The 21747-nt window shown below is 66.8% G+C and carries 19 protein-coding genes; 12 read left to right on the forward strand and 7 right to left on the reverse strand.

The genetic code is table 11. The features are described 5' to 3' along the window. Positions 1-137 precede the first annotated feature (137 nt). Entirely contained in the window at positions 138-1004 is an 867-nt protein-coding gene (gene hpnD / locus QUV35_RS03190; protein ID WP_300870804.1) for a presqualene diphosphate synthase HpnD, read from the reverse strand. A 198-nt stretch (positions 1005-1202) separates the two neighbouring features. Here hpnD and QUV35_RS03195 point away from each other — a divergent pair, with 198 nt between their 5' ends. Continuing rightward, positions 1203-1520 (forward strand): high-potential iron-sulfur protein, encoded by a 318-nt coding sequence (locus QUV35_RS03195; protein ID WP_300870806.1) that lies wholly within the window; start codon positions 1203-1205, stop codon positions 1518-1520. Here the strand turns inward: QUV35_RS03195 and QUV35_RS03200 are convergent. The 6 genes from QUV35_RS03200 to QUV35_RS03225 all read right to left on the reverse strand — a co-directional run bounded on the left by QUV35_RS03200 (position 1504) and on the right by QUV35_RS03225 (position 7991). Next, the gene (locus QUV35_RS03200; RefSeq protein ID WP_300870808.1) at positions 1504-1806 is read right to left on the reverse strand and encodes a hypothetical protein; all 303 of its coding nucleotides are present in this window, start codon (positions 1804-1806) and stop codon (positions 1504-1506) included. The genes QUV35_RS03195 and QUV35_RS03200 overlap by 17 nt on opposite strands. Then, on the reverse strand, positions 1803-3017 hold the full coding sequence (locus QUV35_RS03205) for a geranylgeranyl diphosphate reductase (protein ID WP_300870810.1): 1215 nt from the start codon (positions 3015-3017) through the stop codon (positions 1803-1805). The genes QUV35_RS03200 and QUV35_RS03205 overlap by 4 nt, the downstream gene beginning before the upstream one ends. Beyond that, positions 3014-4399 carry a BCD family MFS transporter gene (locus QUV35_RS03210; protein ID WP_300870812.1) on the reverse strand — a complete coding sequence of 462 codons (1386 nt, stop codon included), beginning with the start codon at positions 4397-4399 and terminating at the stop codon, positions 3014-3016. The genes QUV35_RS03205 and QUV35_RS03210 overlap by 4 nt, the downstream gene beginning before the upstream one ends. After that, entirely contained in the window at positions 4396-5283 is an 888-nt protein-coding gene (gene chlG / locus QUV35_RS03215) for a chlorophyll synthase ChlG (RefSeq protein ID WP_300870814.1), read from the reverse strand. The genes QUV35_RS03210 and chlG overlap by 4 nt, the downstream gene beginning before the upstream one ends. 243 nt (positions 5284-5526) lie before the next feature. Beyond that, positions 5527-6996, reverse strand: coding sequence for a transcriptional regulator PpsR (ppsR, locus tag QUV35_RS03220; protein ID WP_300870816.1), 1470 nt, complete (start codon positions 6994-6996; stop codon positions 5527-5529). A gap of 26 nt (positions 6997-7022) precedes the next feature. Further along, a complete protein-coding gene (locus tag QUV35_RS03225) occupies positions 7023-7991 on the reverse strand; it encodes a B12-binding domain-containing protein (protein WP_300870818.1) in 969 nt (322 codons plus the stop codon). 321 nt (positions 7992-8312) lie between these two features. Here QUV35_RS03225 and bchF point away from each other — a divergent pair, with 321 nt between their 5' ends. The 11 genes from bchF to acsF are packed head-to-tail and all read left to right on the forward strand — an operon-like array spanning position 8313 to position 21705. After that, entirely contained in the window at positions 8313-8813 is a 501-nt protein-coding gene (gene bchF / locus QUV35_RS03230) for a 2-vinyl bacteriochlorophyllide hydratase (RefSeq protein WP_300870820.1), read from the forward strand. Then, positions 8810-10150, forward strand: coding sequence for a ferredoxin:protochlorophyllide reductase (ATP-dependent) subunit N (locus QUV35_RS03235; protein WP_300870822.1), 1341 nt, complete (start codon positions 8810-8812; stop codon positions 10148-10150). The genes bchF and QUV35_RS03235 overlap by 4 nt, the downstream gene beginning before the upstream one ends. 21 nt (positions 10151-10171) lie before the next feature. Then, a complete protein-coding gene (bchB, locus tag QUV35_RS03240) occupies positions 10172-11746 on the forward strand; it encodes a ferredoxin:protochlorophyllide reductase (ATP-dependent) subunit B (RefSeq protein WP_300870824.1) in 1575 nt (524 codons plus the stop codon). Beyond that, on the forward strand, positions 11718-15509 hold the full coding sequence (locus QUV35_RS03245) for a magnesium chelatase subunit H (RefSeq protein ID WP_300870826.1): 3792 nt from the start codon (positions 11718-11720) through the stop codon (positions 15507-15509). Before bchB ends, QUV35_RS03245 begins: the two co-directional genes overlap by 29 nt. Beyond that, positions 15506-16426 (forward strand): ferredoxin:protochlorophyllide reductase (ATP-dependent) iron-sulfur ATP-binding protein, encoded by a 921-nt coding sequence (gene bchL / locus QUV35_RS03250; protein WP_069046106.1) that lies wholly within the window; start codon positions 15506-15508, stop codon positions 16424-16426. The genes QUV35_RS03245 and bchL overlap by 4 nt, the downstream gene beginning before the upstream one ends. Before the next feature lie 13 nt (positions 16427-16439). Beyond that, positions 16440-17153, forward strand: coding sequence for a magnesium protoporphyrin IX methyltransferase (gene bchM / locus QUV35_RS03255; RefSeq protein WP_300870829.1), 714 nt, complete (start codon positions 16440-16442; stop codon positions 17151-17153). After that, complete coding sequence (locus tag QUV35_RS03260) at positions 17150-18574, forward strand: BCD family MFS transporter (protein WP_366945389.1); 1425 nt, start codon at positions 17150-17152, stop codon at positions 18572-18574. Before bchM ends, QUV35_RS03260 begins: the two co-directional genes overlap by 4 nt. A gap of 52 nt (positions 18575-18626) precedes the next feature. Beyond that, positions 18627-19385, forward strand: coding sequence for a photosynthetic reaction center subunit H (puhA, locus tag QUV35_RS03265; protein WP_300870830.1), 759 nt, complete (start codon positions 18627-18629; stop codon positions 19383-19385). Further along, positions 19382-20065 carry a photosynthetic complex putative assembly protein PuhB gene (gene puhB / locus QUV35_RS03270; protein ID WP_300870831.1) on the forward strand — a complete coding sequence of 228 codons (684 nt, stop codon included), beginning with the start codon at positions 19382-19384 and terminating at the stop codon, positions 20063-20065. Before puhA ends, puhB begins: the two co-directional genes overlap by 4 nt. Positions 20066-20085: 20 nt before the next feature. Further along, positions 20086-20547, forward strand: a complete 462-nt coding sequence (gene puhC, locus QUV35_RS03275) for a photosynthetic complex assembly protein PuhC (protein WP_300870833.1) — start codon at positions 20086-20088, stop codon at positions 20545-20547. Positions 20548-20589: 42 nt separating this feature from the next. Further along, complete coding sequence (gene acsF, locus QUV35_RS03280; protein WP_300870835.1) at positions 20590-21705, forward strand: magnesium-protoporphyrin IX monomethyl ester (oxidative) cyclase; 1116 nt, start codon at positions 20590-20592, stop codon at positions 21703-21705. Positions 21706-21747: the final 42 nt, after the last annotated feature.

The following is a 21747-nucleotide window of genomic DNA, read 5'->3' on the forward strand; positions in this document are numbered from 1 at the left end:
CCCCTCGGGGGGCAGCGGACCACGCGCAGCGGGGGAGCGTGGGGGCAACGGACTCGCCGCCGGGCCGCCCCAAGGCGGGTCAGCCCCCTCGGGGGGCAGCGGACCACGCGCAGCGGGGGAGCGTGGGGGCAACGGACTCACAACCTGCCCAGGGCCTGGACTTTCCAGGCGAGCCAGAACTTGCGCAAGGGCGTCAGGCTCACGCGCTGCGTCAGCACCAGCAGCGGGTCGGCGGCGATCTCGCGCAGCAAGGTGCGGTAGATGCTGGCCATCATCAGCCCGGGCTTCTGGGCGCGGCGGTCGGCCGCAGGCAGCAGGGCCAGCGCGTCGTCGTAGGTCTGCAGCGCACGCGTGCACTGGAACTGCATGAGGGCGGTGAAGCGGCGGTTGAAGTCGGCCACGTCGGTGCCGGGTGCGGCGCCGCGCTGCAGCAACTCGTGCGCCCTCACGTTGAAACTCTGCAGTTCGTTGACCGGCAGGTAGATGCGCCCGCGAGCAGCGTCTTCGCCCACATCGCGCACGATGTTGGTGAGCTGGAACGCCAGGCCCAGGCGGTGCGCGTAGGCGGTGGTCTGCAGCTGCGTCTGGCCAAAAATGTTGGCGGCCACTTCACCCACCACGCCGGCCACGAGGTGGCAGTAGCGCTGCAGGTTGGCGAAATCCAGGTAGCGGTTCTGCTCCAGGTCCATCTGGCAACCGTCGATCACGGCGCTCAGGTGCCGGGCTTCGATGCCGTAGGTCGCGCTCAGGGGCATCAGCGCACGCATCACCGGGTGGGTGGGGGCGCCGGCAAAGGCCTGCGCCACTTCGCGCCGCCACCAGGCCAGTTTGGTTTGCGCCAGTGCCGGGTCGCTCACCTCGTCCACCACGTCGTCCACCTCGCGGCAGAACGCGTAGAACGCGGTGATCGCGGCGCGTCGCTCGGCGGGCAGGAACAGGAAGGCGTAGTAAAAGCTGCTGCCCGACGCTGCGGCTTTTTGCTGAACGTAGTCTTGGGGAGTCATGGGCGGTTTGTTTTGCCAAGTGTACGTACCGCCGCTCGCCCCCGACGCAGCCGGGCTGACCTGCCGTCCTCCCGCTGGCAAAAGCCCGCCCCTGCAATGGACTACTGCTTTGCTCAAGCGCTCGGCGGCTCGTGCCGCAAACCAGCCCGCGAGGCGTAGCATCCGCCTGCAATCTTGCAATTTCCCACGAGGTCAACAATGAACGGTTCGAATCGTCGCGTTTTCATGCTTCAGGTCGCGGCCGGCAGCACGGCTCTGATGGCCGCGTCTGCGGCCCAGGCCCAGGCCGCCATGGTCAACGAGAAAGACGCCCAGGCTGCCGCACTCGGCTATGTGGCCGACTCCACCAAGGTGGACGCCAAGAAGTATCCCAAGCATGCCGCCACGCAGCTGTGCAGCAACTGCCAGCTCTATGCGGCCAAAGCCACCGACCCGGCGGGCCCTTGCGCCCTGTTTCCCGGCAAGCTGGTGGCCGGCAAGGGCTGGTGCAGCGCCTACGTCAAGAAGGCCGGCTGACCACCGCCTGAGTGGGGCGCTGGCGCTGCCAGCGCTTCACGATGTCCCAGCCGTGTGCCACGCCCGATGCGCTCAGGCACACGGCGACCCAGGGCCAGGCCAGCCCGCCCAGAGCCGCACGCACGGCCAGCATCAGGCACAGGCCCGAGAGCATGTTCAAGGCGTATTCGCGTGGCGCCAGGCCACGGCCTGAGATGCGGTGGTAAAGCCACAGACCCACCCCCTCTAGCACGGTGAAAACGATGACGGCGTCGAGCAGCCAGCGGATCGGCCAGAAGTCCGTCACACGCGCGCAAAGCCCAGCAGGTGGCTCATGTCCTTCAGAAAAATGCGCACATGCGCCATCGGTTTCTTGCGCGCGAGCTGCTTGTTCATGTAGGACTCGAACGTGAGTTGCTGGACGTCGCGGTCTTCGCAGATCTTCACGAAACGCTCGCGGCGCTTCTCGTTGACATACCAGAACCACTGCATGATGCCGAGCACCATGAAGACGGTGCCGTGCAGCTTCATGAAGCGCTTGCGTGCCAGCTTGAGCGCACGCACATCACCAGTGGCCAGCAGTTCATGCGCGGCCTGTGCAGCCAGTTCCCCGCCGAGCATGGCGTAGTAAATGCCCTCACCCGAAGCCGGTGCCACCACGCCGGCTGCGTCCCCTGCGAGCACCACGTCGCGGCCGTTGTCCCAGCGTTTGAGCGGTTTCATGGGCAGTGGTGCGCCTTCGCGGCGCAGCGTCTCGCATCCCGCCAGACCACTCGCTTCGCGCATCTTCTGAACCGAGCCGCGCAACGAGAAGCCCTTGTCGGCGCTGCCGGTGCCAATGCTCATGGTGTCCCCGTGCGGAAACACCCAGCCGTAGAAGTCGGGAGAGAAACGGCCCTGGTAATAGACGTCGCAGCGCGTGCCGTCGTAGCCGGCGGGCTGCACCCCGGGGGCGGGTGCGCGCACGATCTCGTGGTAGGCGAACACGTACTGGGTGTCCTCCACGCCGGGCACGCCGCCCTGGCGGGCCACCTGTGACTTCGCGCCATCGGCACCGACGATCACGCGTGCGCGCACCCGCGCCGGCGTGCCCTCTGTGCGCTGGTTGCGCTCTCGAGCGGTGTAGTGCACGACGCTGGTGCCATCGGGGTCGCGGCTGATTTTTTCGAACAGGCCAGTGCGTCGCTCGGCACCTGCGGTGGCAGCGCGCGCGCGCAGCCATTCGTCGAACGTGTCGCGGTTGACCATGCCGACAAAGCCGTTGTCGATCGGGATGTCGACGTGTTTGTTCGACGGCGCGATCATGCGCGCGCACTGCGCCTTGGCCACCAGCAGCTCGTCGGGGATCTCGAAATCCTTGATCAGGCGCGGCGGAATGGCGCCGCCACACGGCTTGATGCGGCCGGCGCGATCGAGCAGCAGCACCGAACGGCCCTGGCGGGCAAGCTCGTGTGCTGCCGTGGCGCCGGCAGGGCCGCCACCGATCACCACCACGTCGAAGATTTCTTCTGTGTTCATGACAGTTGCCTGGGGTTGGGGCCGACGGCGAAAGCGTCACCGGCGTTGGGGAAAGGGGAGCTCCGGACCAGGGCCCGGGCAGCGTGTGACGGCGTGGGGGCCGAGATGCGCCAGGCCAGCGCGGCCGAAAGCAGGAACAGCAGGGCTTCGAGGGCGAACACCGTGGCGTAGGCCGATCCCGGTGTGGCGATCAGCCAGCGCGCGAGGTCGCTGGCCCCGGTGCCCACCAGGCCACCGAGCCCGAAGGCCACCGCCTGTGCCGCGCCCCACAGGCCCATGCGCACCCCTTCGCGCGCCTGCCGGCCTTCGCTGGCCAGCCGCATCATCGAGCCGATGGCACCAATGGAGAACGCACCGTTGGCCAGGCCCAGGGCAAACACCGTGGCCTTCAGCGGTGCGCCCTCGCCGTGCAGGCCCGCCAGTGTCAGACCCAGCAGGGCCAGGGCCGAGGCGATGCAGCCGCCGATGGTCCAGCCGCGCAGGGAACCGATGCGGCCCAGCATCCTGTGCGAGGGGAAGCGCGCCGCCAACGCGCCGGAAAACGCCACCAGCAACATGCCGGCCAGCACACCGCCGTGCTGAACACCCGAGAGCTGGGTGGATTCGCCCGGCGTGTAGCCGAACACCGTGCCGGCAAACGGCTCCAGGATCAGGTCTTGCGCGCTGTAGGCCAGCATCGAGACAAACACGAAGATGGTTAAGCGCCGTGCCACCGGTTCTTCCCACACCTGGGCCAGTGCCTCCTTGAAGCCGGGTGCGTCGCCGTCTGGGCGCTCGTACCGTGCCTGTTCGCCCTCCAGCCCGCGCAGGGCCGCCAGCGCGAGCACAAAGGCGATCAGTGACACGCCGGCGGTGACCGCCAGAAGGCGTTCGGGTGAGTAGGGCTCGAGAAAGTGGCCGGCCAGTCCGGCGGTGAGTGCAAAGCCTGCGATCATCATCATCCAGACCAGGGTGGCCGCACCCGCCCGGCGCCCGGCCGGCACGCGTTTGGCCAGCATCACCAGCAGCGAGGTGCCGCTGGCGCTCACGCCCAGGCCCACCAGCGCAAATCCGAGCACGGCCAGCGCGATGCCGGATGCGCGATCGGTGGCCATCCACACCGTGCCCAGCGCCGCCACCACGCCGCCGATGCCCAGCACCGCCATGCCGCCCACGATCCAGGGTGTGCGGCGCCCGCCCACGTCAGAGCCGTGACCCATGCGGGGTCGCGCGATCTGCACCAGGTAATGCAAGGCCACCAGCATGCCCGGCAACAGGGCGGGCAAGGCCAGCTCGACCACCATCACGCGGTTCAGGGTGGAGGTGGTCAGCACCACGATGGCCCCCAGGGCCATCTGCACCAGACCGAGGCGCGCGATGCTGCCCCAGCCGAACGGTGTCATGCGCCCGCTCCCGTCATGGACCGCAGGGCGAAGGCGCTGACCATCATTCCTGAAACGAACAGGGGCACACCGAAACCGCTGTACCAGAGCGCGCGGGGGGTGGGGTCGGCGAGGAAGCGGCGCATCATCACGCCCTGCGCCAGCAGCAAGGCCGTCACTCCGGCGGCGTGCCAGGGCTGGCCCCAGGCCAGCAGCAGCGCGATCACCACCAACTGCGGCACGGCCATGAACCAGCAGGCCACGCGAGCAGCTCGGTCCACGCCCAGCTGCACCGGCAGGGAGCGCACGCCCATCTGGCGGTCGCCCGCCACCGCCTTGAAATCGTTGAGCGTCATGATGCCGTGGGTGCCGGCGCTGTAGAGCGCGGCCAGCACCAGCGATTCGCCGCCGGGCATGGCGCCGCCGGCCATGACGGCCGCGCCGGTGATCCAGGCGATGCCCTCGTAGCTGATGCCGCAGGCCGCATTGCCCCACCAGCCGTTTTCTTTCAGGCGCACCGGTGGCGCGCTGTAGGCCCAGGCCAGCAACAGCCCGAGTGCAGCGGCGCCGAAGCCCCAGGGACCCAGCAAGGTCGCCACCGCCAGCGACACCGCGGTCCAGAGAACGGCCAGGTACAGGCCCCAATGGCCGGGGATGCGGCCGGACGGGATCGGTCGCTGCGGCTCGTTGATGGCATCCACATGGCGGTCGTACCAGTCGTTCACCGCCTGACTGGTGGCGCACACCAGCGGCCCGGCCAGCGCCACGCCCACCGCCGCCAGCAACCAGCGCCCGTCCATCGACACACCGGAGGCCACCACCCCGCAGGCAAACGCCCACATCGGTGGAAACCAGGTGATGGGTTTGAAGAGCTCGGTGACAGCCGAAAGCGCCGGGAGTTGCATGGGAAAGGTTGTACCTCTCTCACGAACAAGTGTCAAAGAAAAATGACACATGAAGTGTCAACCAAGGGAAAACCCGGGCAAGCCGAAGCTCCGGGAAGCCGACCGGACGAAAAAAAACCAGCCGGAGCGACTGGTCATTTTCAGGGGCACCGCGGATCCGGCTGCGCCGGTCCCAGGTGCCGCCCCCCTCCCGCCGCAGGCGAGAGAGGGGGGAGCCGCAAAGCGGCGCGGGGGGTGTTTCCCTCAGTGCGTGTCTTCGCCAACGCCTTCGAGGATGCCGAAGCGGCGCAGCTTGATGTAGAGGCTCTGGCGCGAAAGGCCGAGCATTTCCGCAGCGGATGCGCGGTTGTCACCGGTGAGTTCGAGCGCGGCTTCAATGCAGAGCTGCTCGATCAGGTCGGTGGTTTCTCGCACGATGTCCTTGAGCGGCAGGCGGCCCACCAGCTCGGTCATCTGGCTGGCCGAGCGGGGCAGTTCCTTGCTGGCGCGGGTTTCAATGCCCAGGCGCCGGCCCACATCGCGGATGGTGAAGCCCAGACACCGCTGGGAACCGGCGTTCACCGCCACCGCCGAGATCTCGACCTCGGAGGTGGAGCCGTATTCGCCGCGCAGCTGCGTGGCAAACAGGCGCACGCTGCCGTGTTGTCGCAGGTTGGTGAGCAACACGCGGAAATCCACGCCGGTGCGCCCCAGCCATTTTTCCAGCACTTCGCCCCGGGCCTGGTCTTCGCTGCCGAGCTGACCGAGTTCGAGGAACGCGCGGTTGGCGCTCAGGATACGACCGTCGAGATCGGTCACGACCAGCGCATCGGGTGCACTCTCCATCACCTGGAGCAGCTGGCGCTTGCTGGCCGCCATGCTGGGCGCTGCCATGTCCATCGGGCGGGTGAAGCGCAGCAGGAAGTGCAGGGTGTTTTCCTGCCGGAACTGAGAGGCAGACACCACCATGTCCTGCGTGGAATCGACCAGACGGATGGTGCAGGGATCGGCGCGGCCGCTGGAGCGCAAGCGGTCGAGCATGTCGCGCACCGCCGTCTGGCTGGCCACGTCGAGGCTGCTGAGCAGGGTCCAGCCGGGCAGGCGCGACGGTTCGCCGAACAGTTCGTGGGCCGCGGGGTTGGCTTCCTCGAGCTTGTCGATCGAGCCTTCCAGAATGAGCACGGGCTCGGAGGCCATCTGGAACAGCAGGCGGTAGCGCGTTTCCACCTGGCGCAGACGCCAGTAGTCGCGCTCCATGGACTGCTGCGCCGAGACCAGGCGCTGCTGCAGCGCCACCTGGCCGCGCAGGTCGCGGCCGAACGCCACGCTGTGGGAGACCTGGTCGGCCTGGCCCTGAGTCTTGCGAAGAACCTGAACCACCGAGTAGGACAAGGGCAGGTCGGCCCGGTCGCTCATGGGATGGTTCACATGGCGCCAGCGGATGCTCTCAGGCCCCTGGTCGTCCTGCGGACCGAGCAGGTCCTCGATCTTGGGCTTGCTCTCGATCGTGACCGTCTGGGACCAGGGCTTGCCGATCCAGTCCTGGCAGCCCAGGCCCATCATGTCCTTGCCGATCAGGGCCATGTCCTGGATCACGCCCTCGTTGTCCAGGATCAGGACCACGTCAGCCGAGGCGGTCACGAGTTCCGCTGCCGCCTCTGCGTCCAGACCGGCCAGGAACTGGTCGGCCTTTTGAAAGGGCCTGTGGACATAGGCCTGTGACGCCTGCGACATGTTGGACTTTCGTGGTACTGGCAAGATCAATATGTGGGCGAGCGGGCTTCAAGCTGACGTCTCACCTGGTTGTCGGCCAGAAGTTTTTCTGCCAGAGCCGGGGCAGCAGGTCCGTCGGTGATGATGGCATCGGCGGGCAGCTGGTGACCGAAATCCGGGCGCAAGGCAAAGATGGCCCCGCCGGCAATTATAGAGACGCCGGGATTGAGGCTTTTGCGCCGGACTTGCGCCATCGTGTCGCTCAGGCGCTCGATGCCGGTCTCGCAGGCGAGCGAGAAACCGACCACGTCGTACCAATCTTTCTGGACCATGCCGGGTGCACCATCGGAGGCCACGAAACTCGTGATCACTTCCCAGCCGGCCCGGTGAAAAAACTCGCCCACCAGTGACAGCCCGAACGTGTGCTGTTCCCCCGGGCAAGGCATCAACAGGACACGTCGTGCATGCGCCCGGCCGCCTTCGCGGTCGAACTGGGAAAACGCGTTGCTGTTCTCACGCAGCAACTGCTGCAGCCGCCCCAGCGCCACGGTGACCTCGGTGAAGGAGCACAGATCGCGCTCCCACAACTCACCCAGGTAGCGGGCCACCGGCGCGAGCAAGTCCAGGAAGATCGATTCGGTGGACACACCACGACCGCGCAGCGCAGCCACGAAATTGCGCAGCGCGTCGTCGTCCTCGTGCAGCACCATCCCGGCGAATGGAATCACGTCCTCGGCAGACACCTGCCGGCCCTCGGAGACGGGCTGGACCCCCCCTTCATGGGATACACGGTGCGCGAGCATCAGCCGGGGAATGATCTCGTATTCCACCGCCTTGGCCAGCAGCACCGCCCGCAGGCCGTCGTCGCCGGAGGCTTCCACCGGTTCCATGCGAAGAAGGTCGTCGATGCCGGGTGGGCCTGAAGGCGCACACATGCCGTCGGGCCAGCCGTCCGGGGAGGGCGTCCCGAAGAGTTCTGCCTCGGAAGCCGGCGTTTGCCGGGAATAAGAGCCCATGTGCCTGTCTCCTGGCGCGGGTGCGCGATGCCGATACGCAGGGGCCACGGTGCTTGCCGGAGCTTTCTTACGAAATCAGAAATAACGGGGTGCTGTCCGTCGAGGGCTGACTGACCGGCGGCGTGCCTGGTGCCAGCTCCCTCGGACGCGTTGTACTGCTGTCAACTGGATGCGTCAAAACATTTCGGAATCTGTCCAAAAAAATGTACTGGGGACGTCTGCATGTGTCAATCAAAAAATACGTCAAGTTAAGTTGACACAAACAGCGGGAGCATCTAAATTGGACCCAAGCGATTTCCCATGGACATGGAGACACAACCGATGCAACCCGACCGCCAGCGGCCTGCGAGCCGTCCCCTGTACACCCCCGAAGAGCGGGTGCGGCGAGACGCCTCGGTGTGGACGCTGGTGCAGGGGATTCTGGCGCCGGTGCAATTCCTGGTGTTCCTGGTCAGTCTTGTGCTGGTGCTGCGCTTTCTGGCCACCGGAGACGGGCAGACGGCTGCCACGGTCTCGGTGGTGGTCAAGACCCTCACGCTCTACACCATCATGGTCACCGGGTGCATCTGGGAAAAGGTGGTCTTCGGTCGTTATCTGTTTGCTCCGGCCTTCTATTGGGAAGACGTGTTCAGCATGCTGGTGCTGGCCTTGCACACGGCCTACTTGGTGGCCTTGTTCGGTGGCTGGCTCGATGCCCGCGGCCTGGCCTGGCTGGCGCTCGCCGCCTACGCCACCTACGTGGTCAACGCCGGCCAGTTCATCTACAAGCTGCGCATGGCGCGGCTCCAGAGCCCGTCGGGCACCGTGGCGGTGCAGGCATGAGCGCGGTGGCGGACCGTTTTGAAGCCAGCTCGCCGCGCGAGGGTGCTCCAGTGAGCCCGGTCATTCCGATCCAGTTGGCGTCCCGGGGTTGCCTCGATGCGCCCGTGCTCAAGGAACGCGGCCAGCGCGAGGTGTTCTGCGGTCTTACCGGCATCATCTGGCTGCACCGCAAGATCCAGGACGCGTTTTTCCTGGTGGTGGGCTCGCGCACCTGTGCGCACCTGATCCAGAGCGCCGCCGGCGTGATGATCTTTGCCGAGCCGCGTTTCGCCACCGCCATCATCGACGAGCGCGATCTGGCGGGCCTGGCCGATTGCAACGAAGAGCTGGACCGGGTGGTCACCCGCCTGATCGAGCGCCGCCCTGAAATCAAGCTGCTGTTCCTGGTGGGCTCGTGCCCGTCCGAGGTCATCAAGCTCGACCTGTCGCGTGCCGCGTCCCGACTGTCCGGCCGCTTCTCGCCCGATGTGCGGGTGCTCAACTACTCGGGCAGCGGCATCGAGACCACCTTCACCCAGGGCGAAGACGCCTGCCTCGCCTCGCTGGTGCCGGTGCTGCCGCCCTCCGTGGCCGGCGCGCCCGCCTCGCTGATGGTGGTGGGGGCGCTGGCCGATGTGGTGGAAGACCAGTTCGCCCGACTGTTCAAGCAGCTGGGCATCGGTCCGGTGCAGTTTTTCCCCCCTCGTCAGGCCACGCAGATGCCCACGGTCGGTCCGGACACCGTGTTCTTGCTGGCCCAGCCGTTCCTGGCCGACACCGCCCTGGCGCTGGAGGCGCGAGGCGCCACCCGGCTCCCAGCGCCGTTTCCGCTGGGCGTCGAAGGCACCACCGCCTGGTTGCAGGCGGCGGCCACGGCCTTCGGCGTTGCCCCGGCAGCGTTTGACGCCGCCGTTGCCCCGGCCCGCGACCGCGCCACCACCGCCGTGGCCCGCCAGCGCGCGCAGCTGGCCGGCAAGAGCATCTTCTTTTTTCCCGATTCCCAGCTCGAGATCCCGCTGGCCCGATTCCTTTCGCGCGAACTCGGCATGGTGCTGTCCGAGGTCGGCACGCCCTACCTGCATCGCCAGCACATGGCCGACGAACTGGCGCTGCTGCCCGAAGGCACGTTCCTGAGCGAAGGCCAGCACGTGGAGAACCAGCTCGACCGCTGCCGCGCTGCCCAGCCCGACATCGTGGTCTGCGGCCTGGGCCTGGCCAACCCGCTGGAGGCCGAAGGCCTGACCACCAAGTGGGCGATCGAACTGGTGTTCACCCCCATCCAGGGCTACGAGCAGGCGGCCGATCTGGCCGAGTTGTTCAGCCGTCCGCTGGTGCGCCGTCTGCGCCTGGCGGCCTGACTTTTTCACGGCACACCCAACATGCAACTCACGCTCTGGACCTACGAAGGCCCTCCCCACGTGGGAGCGATGCGCATCGCCACCGCGATGAAGGACGTGCACTACGTGCTGCACGCACCGCAGGGCGACACCTACGCCGACCTGCTGTTCACCATGATCGAGCGCAATGCCAGGCGTCCGCCGGTGACCTACACCACCTTCCAGGCGCGCGACCTGGGCGGCGACACCGCCGAGCTGTTCAAGAACGCGGCGCGCGAGGCCTACGCGCGCTTCAAACCCCAGGCCATGATGGTTGGCTCCTCGTGCACCGCCGAGCTGATCCAGGACGATCCGGGTGGCCTGTGCAAGGCGCTCGACCTGCCCGTGCCGGTGGTGGCGCTGGAGTTGCCGTCCTACCAGCGCAAGGAAAACTGGGGCGCCTCGGAAACCTTCTATCAGATGGTGCGCCACCTGGCCGACACCAGCATCAAGCGCGCCCCGCGCCAGGCCGGTGAGCGCGCCCGCTGCAACATCCTGGGCCCTGCCGCGCTGGGTTTTCGCCACCGCGACGACCTGCGCGAGATCACCGGCCTGCTCACCGGCATGGGGGTGGACATCAACGTGACGGCGCCGCTGGGCGCCTCACCCGCCGACATGGCCCGCCTGGGCGATGCCGACTTCAATGTGGTGCTCTACCCGGAAATCGCCAACGTGGCGGCCGGCTGGCTCAAAAGAACCTTCGGTCAGCCGTCGACCCGCACCGTGCCGATCGGCTCGGGCGCCACCCGCGACTTCATCCAGGAGGTCGCCGAGCTCGCCGGTGTGGATCCTTCCGACGTGTTGGCCAACGCCGAAGCACGCGCCCCCTGGTACGCGAAATCGGTTGACTCCACCTACCTCACCTCCAAGCGCGTGTTCGTGTTCGGCGACGCCACCCACGTGGTGGCGGCTGCACGCATTGCCGCGCAGGAGATGGGTTTCACCGTGGTCGGCCTGGGCACCTACAGCCGCGAGTTTGCGCGCGAGGTGCGCGACGCTGCCGCGCTTTACGGCGTGGAAGCCCTGATCAGCGATGACTATCTCGAAGTGGAGGCCCGCATCGCCGAGTTGCAGCCCGAGCTGGTGCTGGGCTCGCAGATGGAGCGTCACATCGCCAAGCGCCTGGGCGTGCCGTGTGCCGTGATCTCGGCGCCTGTCCATGTGCAGGACTTCCCCGCACGCTATTCGCCGCAAATGGGTTTTGAAGGCGCCAACGTGCTGTTCGACACCTGGGTGCACCCGCTCATGATGGGACTTGAAGAGCACCTGATCGGCATGTTCCGTGGGGATGCCGAATTCCACGAGGACGCCGCGCCCTCGCACCTGGGCGGGGGTGTGGTCCCCAAGGCCGAGGTGCCCCCGGCCGTCGTCGCGCCGGTGGAGCAGTCGGCCGCCAACGAGACCCTCACCCCGCAGGAGGCCACCTGGGGTCTCGATGCCGAAAAAGAACTGCGAAAGATCCCCTTCTTCGTTCGCGGAAAAGCCAAGCGCAACACCGAGCGTTTTGCCATCGACCGAGGGGTGTCCCTGATCACCGTGGAGACGCTGTATGACGCCAAAGCTCACTATGGGCGCTAAGACCTCGCCGGCCAGCGCACAGCTGCCCGTGCGGCTGGTGGTGGTGACCATGGACACGCATCTGGCGGGGGCGATCGAGCGCGCGCAACGCACCCTGAACAGCGAAATCCCGGGCCTCACCCTCACGCTGCACGCCGCGTCGGAGTACGCGGGCAACGAGGCTGCCATCGAGCGCTGTATCGAGGACATCGCCAGCGCCGACATCATCGTGGCCGGCATGCTCTTCATGGAAGACCACTTCCTGCCCATCCTGCCCGCGCTGCAGGCCCGCCGCGATCTGTGCGACGCCATGATCTGCATGGCGTCCGCGGCCGAGGTGGTCAAGCTCACGCGCCTGGGCAACTTCGACATGGCCAAGCCCGCCAGTGGCCCCATGGCCATGCTCAAGAAGCTGCGCGGCAGCAAGGAAAAGGCCGCCACCGGCGGCGCGGCGCAAATGAAGATGCTGCGCCGCATTCCGCAACTGCTGCGCTTCGTGCCCGGCACCGCGCAGGACGTGCGTGCCTACTTCATGACGTTGCAGTACTGGCTCGGCGGCTCTGACGAAAACATCCTCAACCTGGTGCGCCATGTGGTGAACCGTGGTGCCGATGGCGAACGCAAGGTCATGCGCTCGCTGATCAAGGCGCAGCCGCCGATCGAGTACCCCGAGGTGGGTGTCTACCACCCCCGCATGGCCGGGCGGCTGGCGGACAACGTGGCCGCCTTGCCCATGCCGGCGGCGCGTCCCGTGACCGGCACGGTGGGTGTGCTGCTGCTGCGCTCCTACCTGCTGTCGGGCAATTCGATGCACTACGACGGCGCCATCGCTGCGCTGGAAGCCCGTGGCCTGCGCGTGGTGCCCGTGTTTGCAGCCGGACTGGACGCCCGGCCCGCGATCGAAGCCTTCTTCATGCAGGACGGCCGTTGCATCGTCGATGCCGTGGTCTCACTCACCGGCTTCTCGCTGGTGGGGGGCCCGGCCTACAACGACGCCAAGGCGGCCGAGGAGATTCTGGCCCAGCTCGATGTGCCCTACGTGGCCGCGCACCCGGTGGAGTTCCAGAACCTCGCGCAGTGGGGCGGCTCCGAGCGCGGTCTGCTGCCGGTGGAGAGCACCATCATGGTCGCCATTCCCGAGCTCGATGGCGCCACCAGCCCCATCGTCTTCGGGGGCCGCGCCGGCCCGGTCGGCGTGGCCTGCGCGGGCTGCCACTTTGCGTGCACCTTCCACGAAAGCGACAGTGCACAGGACATGCAATCGTGTCCCGAGCGTGCCGTCATGCTGGCCGCGCGGGTGTCGCGCCTGGTGAGCCTGCGCCGCAGCGAGCGCGCCAGCCGCCGGGTGGCGGTGGTGATCTTCAACTTTCCGCCCAATGCCGGCAACGTCGGCAGTGCCGCGTACCTGTCGGTGTTCGAGTCGATGTTCCACACCCTGACCGCGATGAAGGCACAGGGCTACACGGTGGACCTGCCCGAGAGCATCGATGCCCTGCGCGAGGGCATCCTTGAAGGCAACGCCGCGCTGCACGGGGCCGATGCCAACGTGCACACCCTCATCAGCGCCGACGACCATGTCAAGCGCGAGCGCTGGCTCAGCGAGATCGAGGCGCAGTGGGGTCCGGCGCCGGGCAAGCAGCTCAGCAACGGCAGTGACATCCTGGTGCTGGGCAAACAGTTCGGCAACGTGCTGGTGGCGGTGCAGCCTTCGTTCGGCTACGAAGGCGACCCGATGCGCCTGCTGTTCGAAAAGGGCCTGTCGCCCACGCACGCGTTCTCGGCCTTCTACCGTTACCTGCGGGAAGACTTCAACGCCCATGCCGTGCTGCACTTCGGCACCCACGGCGCGCTCGAATTCATGCCCGGCAAACAGAGCGGCATGTCGGGCAACTGCTGGCCCGACCGCCTGATCGGCGATCTGCCCAACATCTACCTCTACGCTTCCAACAACCCCTCGGAAGGCGCAATCGCCAAGCGCCGCTCGGGCGCCACGCTGATCAGCTACCTCACGCCGCCGGTGGCTCAGGCCGGGCTCTACAAAGGATTGATCGATCTGAAATCGGCGATCGAGCGCTGGCGCGGACTGGAGCCCACCTCGCGCGAACGCGTGGAGTGCGTGGCGATGCTGCAGGCCCAGGCCGCTGCACTCGATCTGGCGTCCATCGAACCGGTGTGGAATGCCGAGCCCGGCGGCGATGCAGACCGACAGGTGTTCGTGCTCGCCCAGCAGGTGCTGGAACTCGAATACACCCTCATTCCCTGCGGCCTGCACGTGACCGGTCGCGCGCCCGGCGAAGCCGAGTGTGTCGACATGCTGCTGGCCATGAGCGAGGCCTGGGAAGGCCAGCGTCCCACGCGCGAAGCCGTGCGTGCGCTGGTCGACGGTCACAGTGTCGAGCAGGCCATGAAGCTGGGCCACATGCACAGCGACGACAGCACCGTGCTGGCCATGCACGGCCTGGCCGATGCCGGTCGCATGCTGGCCAAAGACACCGAAGTCGATGCCATCCTCTGTGCGCTGGACGGCCGCTACATCCGCCCCGCACCCGGCGGCGACATCCTGCGCACGCCGGCGGTGTTGCCCACCGGACGCAACCTGCACGGCTTCGATCCGTTCCGCATTCCGAGCGCGTTCGCGGTGAAAGACGGCGCCGAGCAGGCACAGCGCCTGCTGGACCGCCACATGCAGGAGTCCAACGCCTTGCCCGAGTCGGTGGCCATGGTGCTCTGGGGCAGCGACAACCTGAAGAACGAAGGCGCTCCGATCGCCCAGGCCATGGCGCTCATGGGTGCACTGCCGCGCTTCGACAGCTACGGCCGCATTGCCGGCGCCACGCTCGTTCCCCTGGCCACACTCGGCCGCCCGCGCATCGATGTGGTGATCACGCTCTCGGGTATCTTCCGCGACCTCATGCCGCTGCAGATCCGCATGCTGGCCGAAGCCGCGTTCATGGCCGCCTCGGCCGACGAAGCGGTGGAGCAGAACTGGATCCGCAAGCACGCGCTGGCTTACCAGAAGGAGCACGGCTGCACCCTGGAGACGGCCTCGCTGCGCGTCTACGGCAACGCCGAGGGTGCCTATGGCTCCAACGTCAACAACCTGATCGAGAGCAGCCGCTGGACGGGTGGCGACGAAATCGCCGAGACCTACAGCCGGCGCAAGGGCTTTGCCTACGGGCGCACCGGTCTGGCGGTGCAGCAGACCGCGCTGCTGCAAAGCGCGCTCGCCGACGTCGAGCTGACCTACCAGAACCTCGACTCGGTCGAACTCGGCGTGACCACGGTGGACAACTACTTCGACACGCTGGGCGGCATCACGCAGGCGGTCAAGCGTGCGCGGGGCGGCATCACGCCACCGGTCTACATCGGCGACCAGACCAAGGGTGATGGCGCCGTGCGCAGCCTCAAGGAACAGGTGGCACTCGAGACCCGCACCCGCATGCTCAACCCCAAGTGGTACGAGGGCATGCTGGAGAGCGGTTACGAGGGCGTGCGACAGATTGAAGTGCATGTGACCAACACCATGGGCTGGTCGGCCACCACGGGGCAGGTGCAGCCCTGGGTGTACGAACAACTGAGCGAGACCTTCATGCTCGACCCCCAGATGCGCAACCGCCTGGCCAGACTCAACCCGACCGCTTCGGCGCGGGTGGCCAACCGCTTGCTCGAAGCGTCCGACCGCCAATATTGGCAACCCGATCCCGAGGTGCTTGCGGCGCTGCGCCAGGCCAGCGAAGAACTCGAGGACCGGCTTGAAGGTGTTTTTGAAGGAGCTACCGAATGATGGAAACCAGCGTTCCCCTGACCGACCTGAGGCGTGCCTCCGGCCGGTCCAGCCGTGAAGACGGGGAGGGCAGCCTTCAGGTCCAGCTCGACCCTTCTCTCAAGATCGGCAATGCCAAGGTGTTTGCCATTTATGGCAAGGGCGGCATCGGCAAGAGCACCACCAGTTCGAACCTGTCGGCCGCGTTTTCCCACCTGGGCAAACGCGTGCTGCAGATCGGCTGCGATCCCAAGCACGACAGCACCTTCACCCTGACCAAGAAGATGCTGCCCACGGTGATCGATGTCCTGGAAACGGTCGACTTCCACGCCGAGGAACTGCGCGTGGAGGACTTCGTCTTCCCGGGTTACAACGGCGTGATGTGCGTGGAGGCCGGCGGTCCGCCGGCGGGCACCGGCTGCGGTGGCTACGTGGTCGGCCAGACCGTGAAGCTGCTCAAGGAGCACCACCTGCTCGAAGACACCGATGTGGTGATCTTCGACGTGCTGGGCGACGTGGTGTGTGGTGGCTTCGCTGCTCCGCTGCAACACGCCGACCGCGCACTCATCGTCACCGCCAACGACTTCGATTCGATCTTCGCGATGAACCGCATCGTGCAGGCGATTGGTGCCAAGGCGAAGAACTACAACGTGCGGCTGGGCGGCGTGATCGCCAACCGCAGTTCGGCCACCGACCAGATCGACAAGTACAACAACCAGATCGGTCTGAAGCTGGCGGCGCACTTCCCCGACCTGGACGTGATCCGCCGCAGCCGCCTGAAGAAGAGCACCTTGTTCGAGATGGAGACATCGCCCGAGCTCGAAGCGGTGAAGAAGGAATACATGCGCCTGGCCGCCTCGCTCTGGCTCGGTGTGGAGCCGCTGGCCGCCGTGCCCATGAAGGACCGCGACATCTTCGACCTGCTGGGTTTCGATTGAGCAGGCACACCGCATGAAAACCTCCAACGCCAACTACATCGAGCGCCGCTCGGAGATCGAAAATTACTTCGATCGCACGGCCGCCAAGGCCTGGGAGCGACTGACCTCCAACGCCCCGGTGGGCCGCATCCGCGCCTCGGTGCGTGCCGGACGCGACGAGATGCGCAACACGCTGCTGGGCTGGTTGCCGCAGGACATGGAGGGCCTTCGCCTGCTCGATGCCGGCTGTGGCACCGGCGCACTGGCCATGGAGGCCATGCAGCGCGGCGCCGAGGTGGTGGCCATCGACCTGTCGCCCACGCTGGTGCAACTCGGGCGTGAACGCAACGCCACGCTCACACCCAACGGGCGCGGCGGCAGCATCACCTACCTGTCGGGCGACATGCTCGACGACGCACTCGGTGAGTTCGACCACGTGGTGGCGATGGACTCGGTCATTCACTACGACACGCCCGACATCGCCCACGCCATCCAGCGCCTGGCCGCGCGCACCCGGGGCAGCGTGCTCTTCACCATCGCGCCCAGCAGCCCGCTGCTGAGCGTGGCCCATGCCATGGGCCGCTTCTTTCCCAGCAGCGACCGCTCGCCGGCGCTCACCCCGGTGTCACAAGCCCGCTTGCGCGCCCTGTTGACGCAGGGCCTGGGAGGCACCGGCTGGACCGAAGGCCGCACGCAGCGTGTCTCCGGTGGCTTCTACACGTCTCAAGCCTGGGAGTGGACGCGGTGAACCTGAGCCGGATGCTGTCCCCCGCCTGGGCGATGAACATCACCCGGCGCTACGCACCGTTTGCGGACGCGGCCTCTGTCGACCTGCCCCTGGGGCGCCTGCTGCGTCTTTCTCTTTTCCAGCTCTCGATCGGCATCACCATCGCCTTGCTGGTGGGCACGCTCAACCGCGTGATGATCGTCGAGCTCGCCGTGCCGGCCTGGTGGGTCGCGCTGTCGGTGGCTCTGCCGCTGGTGTTCGCTCCGCTGCGAGCATTGATCGGCTACCGCAGCGACACGCACCCCTCGGCACTGGGCCTCAAGCGCATGCCCTACATGTGGATCGGCACGCTGCTGATGTTCGGCGGGCTGGCGATCATGCCGTTTGCGCTGTTGCTGCTGACCGTGACCGATGCCAGCGTGTGGGCCGGGCGCATTGGCGCCGCGTTGGCGTTCCTGCTGGTGGGTGCCGGCATGCAGATCACCCAGACCGCCGGCATGGCGCTGGCCAGTGACCTGTCGCCCGAAGACAAGCGCCCGCGCGTGGTGGCCCTGCTCTACAGCACGCTGCTGGTGGGCATGATCGTGGGCAGCGCGTTGCTGGGTTTTGTGCTGATCGACTTCAGCCCCACGCGGCTGGTGCAGGTGGTGCAGGGTGCTGCCGTGATGGTGGCCGTGCTCAACATCGCCTCGCTGTGGAAGCAGGAGCCCCGGCAAGCGCGCCGCGGTGCCCGCGAACCGCAAGGCTTCTCGCGCAGCTGGGCGCGACTGATGGCGATCCCGAAGATCAAGCGCTTCCTGTGGACGGTCGGCCTGGGCACCGTGGCCTTCAACATGCAGGACATCATTCTGGAACCCTACGGTGGCCAGGTGCTGGGTCTCAACGTGAGCCTCACCAGCTCGCTCACCGCCATGAGCGCCGGTGGTGCCCTGCTGGCCTTCGTGCTGTCGGCGCGCTTCATGTCGCGCGGGCTCGACACCATCCGGCTGGCCGCCATCGGGGCCTTGCTCGGTTTGCCGGCGTTCGCCTGCGTGATCTTTTCGGCGCCCTTGAATTCGGCCCTGCTGTTCCAGTTCGGCGCAGCGCTCATCGGCTTTGCCGGCGGCCTGTTCTCGGTGAGCATGCTGCTGACCGCCATGGACCTGCCCGAGCGCGAACTCACCGGCCTGGTGCTCGGCGCCTGGGGTGCCGTGCAGGCCACCGCGGCTGGCCTGTCCATGGCCCTGGGCGGTGTGCTGCGTGATGTGGTCTCCAGCCTCGCGGTCAACGGCTGGCTGGGCGAATCGCTGAACGCGCCGGCCACCGGCTACAGCTTTGTGTTCCACCTGGAAATCTACCTGCTCTTCGCGGTGCTCATCGCGTTGGGCCCGCTGGTGCGCCGACGTTCCTCGGACACCCCCCGCAAACCCCACCCGATTGGCCTGGCAGAGCTGCCAGGCTGAACCCGCGTTGAAGACGAGTCACCGAGCCAGCCCTCATTGAAGGAGAACCACCATGGATACAGGCGCAATCACCCAGTATGTCGACGTTGCACAACTCGTGCTTTACGCCTTCTGGATCTTCTTCTTCGGGTTGATCTACTACCTCCAGCGAGAGAGCCATCGTGAGGGTTACCCGATGGACCCGGGCCGTGAGAACGGTCCGGTCACACCGGGCTGGCCCACCGCCACGCCCAAGACCTACGAACTCGAAGACGGCCGCAGCTTTCTGGCGCCCGACGTGAATCGCCCCGACGGCGCCTACTCCGCCACGCCAACGCACAACTGGGCAGGTTCACCGCTCGACCCGGTGGGCGATCCGCTGCTGGCCGGCGTGGGCCCGGGCGCCTGGGCGGCCCGTGCCGACCACCCCGACATGACGCTGGAAGGCGAAGCAAAGATCGTTCCGCTGCGCGCGGCGGCCGACCACGGCGTGGCCCGCCAGGACACCGACCCGCGCGGCCTGCCGGTCTATGGCGCCGACAAGGAAGTGGCCGGCGTGGTGCACGACATGTGGGTCGACAAGTCGGAAATGATGTTCCGCTACATCGAGGTGAACCTCAAGGCCGGCGGTTCGGTGCTGTTGCCGGTCAACTTCTCCCGCATCCGCAAGGACGGTGTGAGCGTGCACGCGATCCTGGCCGCGCAGTTCGCCAACGTGCCCAAGACGCGCAACCCCGAGCAGATCACCTTGCTCGAGGAAGAAAAGATCATGGCGTACTACGGTGCCGGTCTGCTCTACGCGACGCCCGACCGCATGGAGCCGCTGCTGTGAACGCGCACCACGAACACGAATTCGAGGCTGCACCCGGCCTGCCCGAGCCGCTGCCGCAAGGCGAGCGCCTGCTCTGGCAAGGCAGCCCCGACTGGCGCACGCTGGCGATCCATGCCTTTCATGTGCGCAAGCTCTCGATCTACTTCGCCGGCATGCTGGCTGTGCAGTGGCTGTACCTGCTGGGCGAGCCCGGTGGCGCGGTGCTGATGCCGCTGCTCACCAGCGGGGTGCTGGCCTCGGTGGCCCTGAGCCTGCTGGCCCTGACCGCCTGGTTCTCGGCCCGCACCACCATCTACACCCTGACCGACCGCCGCATCCTCATGCGCGTGGGCATTGTGCTCACGCTCACCTTCAACCTGCCGTTGCGCAAACTCGCCGCCGCCGCCATCCGTCCGCAAGCCGGTGGCCATGGAGACATTGCGCTCACCCTGGCCGGCGAGGAGCGCATTGCCTACCTCAACCTCTGGCCGCACGCCCGTCCGTGGCTGCTCAAACAGCCCCAGCCGAGCCTGCGCTGCGTCCCCGAGGCACAGAAGATCGGCGAGATGATCCTGCAGGCCTGGAGCGCGCAGAACGCCGATGCGCTGGCGATCGTCGGCAACAGCGGCACCGTCTCCCCTGCCAGCACTGCGCCGGCGCGTCAGCCGCGCGAGCGCGACATCTCGACGGCCACCGCCTGAGCCCCAACCGGAGAACCCCGATGAGCACGCAGCACCATCCCTCGCCCCTGGGCAGCGACACGCCCTGGCCGATCTGGGTCCTCGGCCTCCTGCTGCTGGCGGTCCTGGCGGGCGTGACCCTGCAAATGAAGCTGCATGGCGCCGCAGCGCCCCAGCCGACCGAGGCTGTTCAATGGGAACGCTCGCTGTCCTTTGTCGGCCAGTCCAACGGCGACATCGCCGTGCTGGACGCCGCCACCCGGCAGGAAGTGGCGCGCTTCCAGGGCGAGCAGGGCTTCCTGCGCGGCAGCCTGCGCGCACTCAACCGCGAGCGCAAGCGCAGCGGCATGAACCCCGACCTGCCGTTCAAGCTGACCGGCCATGTGGACGGCCGCATCACGCTGCTCGACACGGCCACCGGCCAGCGCCTGAGCCTGGAGTCCTTCGGTCCGACCAACTCGGCCGTGTTCTCGCAGCTTCAGTGGGCCCGGCCTGCATCCTGAGCTTCTCCGAAGAACCGAACCGACAACCGTCAGGAGTCCTCCATGAACACCACCACCGCCAGCGCCGACATCGACCACGTTGCCCTGCTCATGGACAACGTCGAGAGCGCCGAAGACGCCAATGCCAAGGCCGTGAAGAGCACCATGCTGTCACCGCGTTTCTACACCACCGATTTCAAGGCCATGGACGCGCTGGACATCTCCAGCGTGCGGGCCGACTGGGACGTGATGATGAAAGAGTACGAGGGCGACAACAACCACGACCACTTCCAGCGCGACGCCGCGTTCGCCGACGAGGTGCGCACCCTCATGCCGCAGCTCTCGCCCGAGATGCGCCAGGAATTCCTCGACTTCCTCATCAGCTCGCTGACCTCGGAGTTTTCGGGCTGCATCCTTTACAACGAGATCCGCAAGAACATCAGCAACCCCGACATCAAGCAGCTGATGACCTACATGGCGCGCGACGAATCGCGCCATGCCGGCTTCATCAACCAGTCGCTCAAGGACTTCAACCTCGGCATCGACCTGGGCAGCTTGAAGCGCAACAAGGCTTACACCTACTTCAAGCCCAAGTACATCTTCTACGCGACCTACCTCAGCGAGAAGATCGGCTATGCGCGCTACATCACCATCTTCCGCCAGCTCGAGCGCAACCCCGACAAGCGCTTCCACCCGATCTTTCGCTGGTTCGAACGCTGGTGCAACGACGAATTCCGCCATGGGGAGTCGTTCGCGCTCATCATGCGTTCGCAGCCCGGCCTGCTGCAGGGCGGCAACAAGCTCTGGATCCGTTTCTTCATCCTTGCCGTCTACGCCACCATGTACGTGCGCGACCACACGCGCCCGCTGCTGCACGAAGCCATGGGACTGGAGTCCACCACCTACGACTACGAGGTGTTCCGCATCACCAACGACATCTGCCGCCAGGTGTTCCCGGTCGAGGTCGACATCGACAACCCGGCCTTCCGCCGCGGCATGGAACGCCTGCTGGAGATCTCGCTGGCGGCGGACCGCGCGAAGAAGCAGGGCGGGCTGGTGGGCAAGCTGAAGGTGGCCTTCCGCAGCGTCCAGGCCGCATTCACCTTCGGGCGCCTGTACCTGTTGCCGGTGAAGAAGCAGGCATTGCCGCAGGCCATCCGCATGGAGCCGGTCTGGTAGTGGCCGTGATGCGAACCACTTGTTCGTTCGGGCTGAGCTTGT

This window comes from Hydrogenophaga sp. (genome assembly GCF_030373225.1).
Lineage (GTDB): Bacteria > Pseudomonadota > Gammaproteobacteria > Burkholderiales > Burkholderiaceae_C > Hydrogenophaga.

Coding starts and splice junctions, on each gene's coding strand:
- QUV35_RS03245 (WP_300870826.1), top strand. CDS start 11,718: ATGACGCCAAAGCTCACTATGGGCGCTAAGACCTCGCCGGCCAGCGCA.
- puhC (WP_300870833.1), top strand. CDS start 20,086: ATGAGCACGCAGCACCATCCCTCGCCCCTGGGCAGCGACACGCCCTGG.
- bchF (WP_300870820.1), top strand. CDS start 8,313: ATGCAACCCGACCGCCAGCGGCCTGCGAGCCGTCCCCTGTACACCCCC.
- ppsR (WP_300870816.1), bottom strand. CDS start 6,996: ATGTCGCAGGCGTCACAGGCCTATGTCCACAGGCCCTTTCAAAAGGCC.
- QUV35_RS03210 (WP_300870812.1), bottom strand. CDS start 4,399: ATGACACCGTTCGGCTGGGGCAGCATCGCGCGCCTCGGTCTGGTGCAG.
- QUV35_RS03235 (WP_300870822.1), top strand. CDS start 8,810: ATGAGCGCGGTGGCGGACCGTTTTGAAGCCAGCTCGCCGCGCGAGGGT.
- hpnD (WP_300870804.1), bottom strand. CDS start 1,004: ATGACTCCCCAAGACTACGTTCAGCAAAAAGCCGCAGCGTCGGGCAGC.
- QUV35_RS03225 (WP_300870818.1), bottom strand. CDS start 7,991: ATGGGCTCTTATTCCCGGCAAACGCCGGCTTCCGAGGCAGAACTCTTC.
- QUV35_RS03195 (WP_300870806.1), top strand. CDS start 1,203: ATGAACGGTTCGAATCGTCGCGTTTTCATGCTTCAGGTCGCGGCCGGC.
- acsF (WP_300870835.1), top strand. CDS start 20,590: ATGAACACCACCACCGCCAGCGCCGACATCGACCACGTTGCCCTGCTC.
- puhA (WP_300870830.1), top strand. CDS start 18,627: ATGGATACAGGCGCAATCACCCAGTATGTCGACGTTGCACAACTCGTG.
- QUV35_RS03205 (WP_300870810.1), bottom strand. CDS start 3,017: ATGAACACAGAAGAAATCTTCGACGTGGTGGTGATCGGTGGCGGCCCT.
- bchM (WP_300870829.1), top strand. CDS start 16,440: ATGAAAACCTCCAACGCCAACTACATCGAGCGCCGCTCGGAGATCGAA.
- bchB (WP_300870824.1), top strand. CDS start 10,172: ATGCAACTCACGCTCTGGACCTACGAAGGCCCTCCCCACGTGGGAGCG.
- bchL (WP_069046106.1), top strand. CDS start 15,506: ATGATGGAAACCAGCGTTCCCCTGACCGACCTGAGGCGTGCCTCCGGC.
- chlG (WP_300870814.1), bottom strand. CDS start 5,283: ATGCAACTCCCGGCGCTTTCGGCTGTCACCGAGCTCTTCAAACCCATC.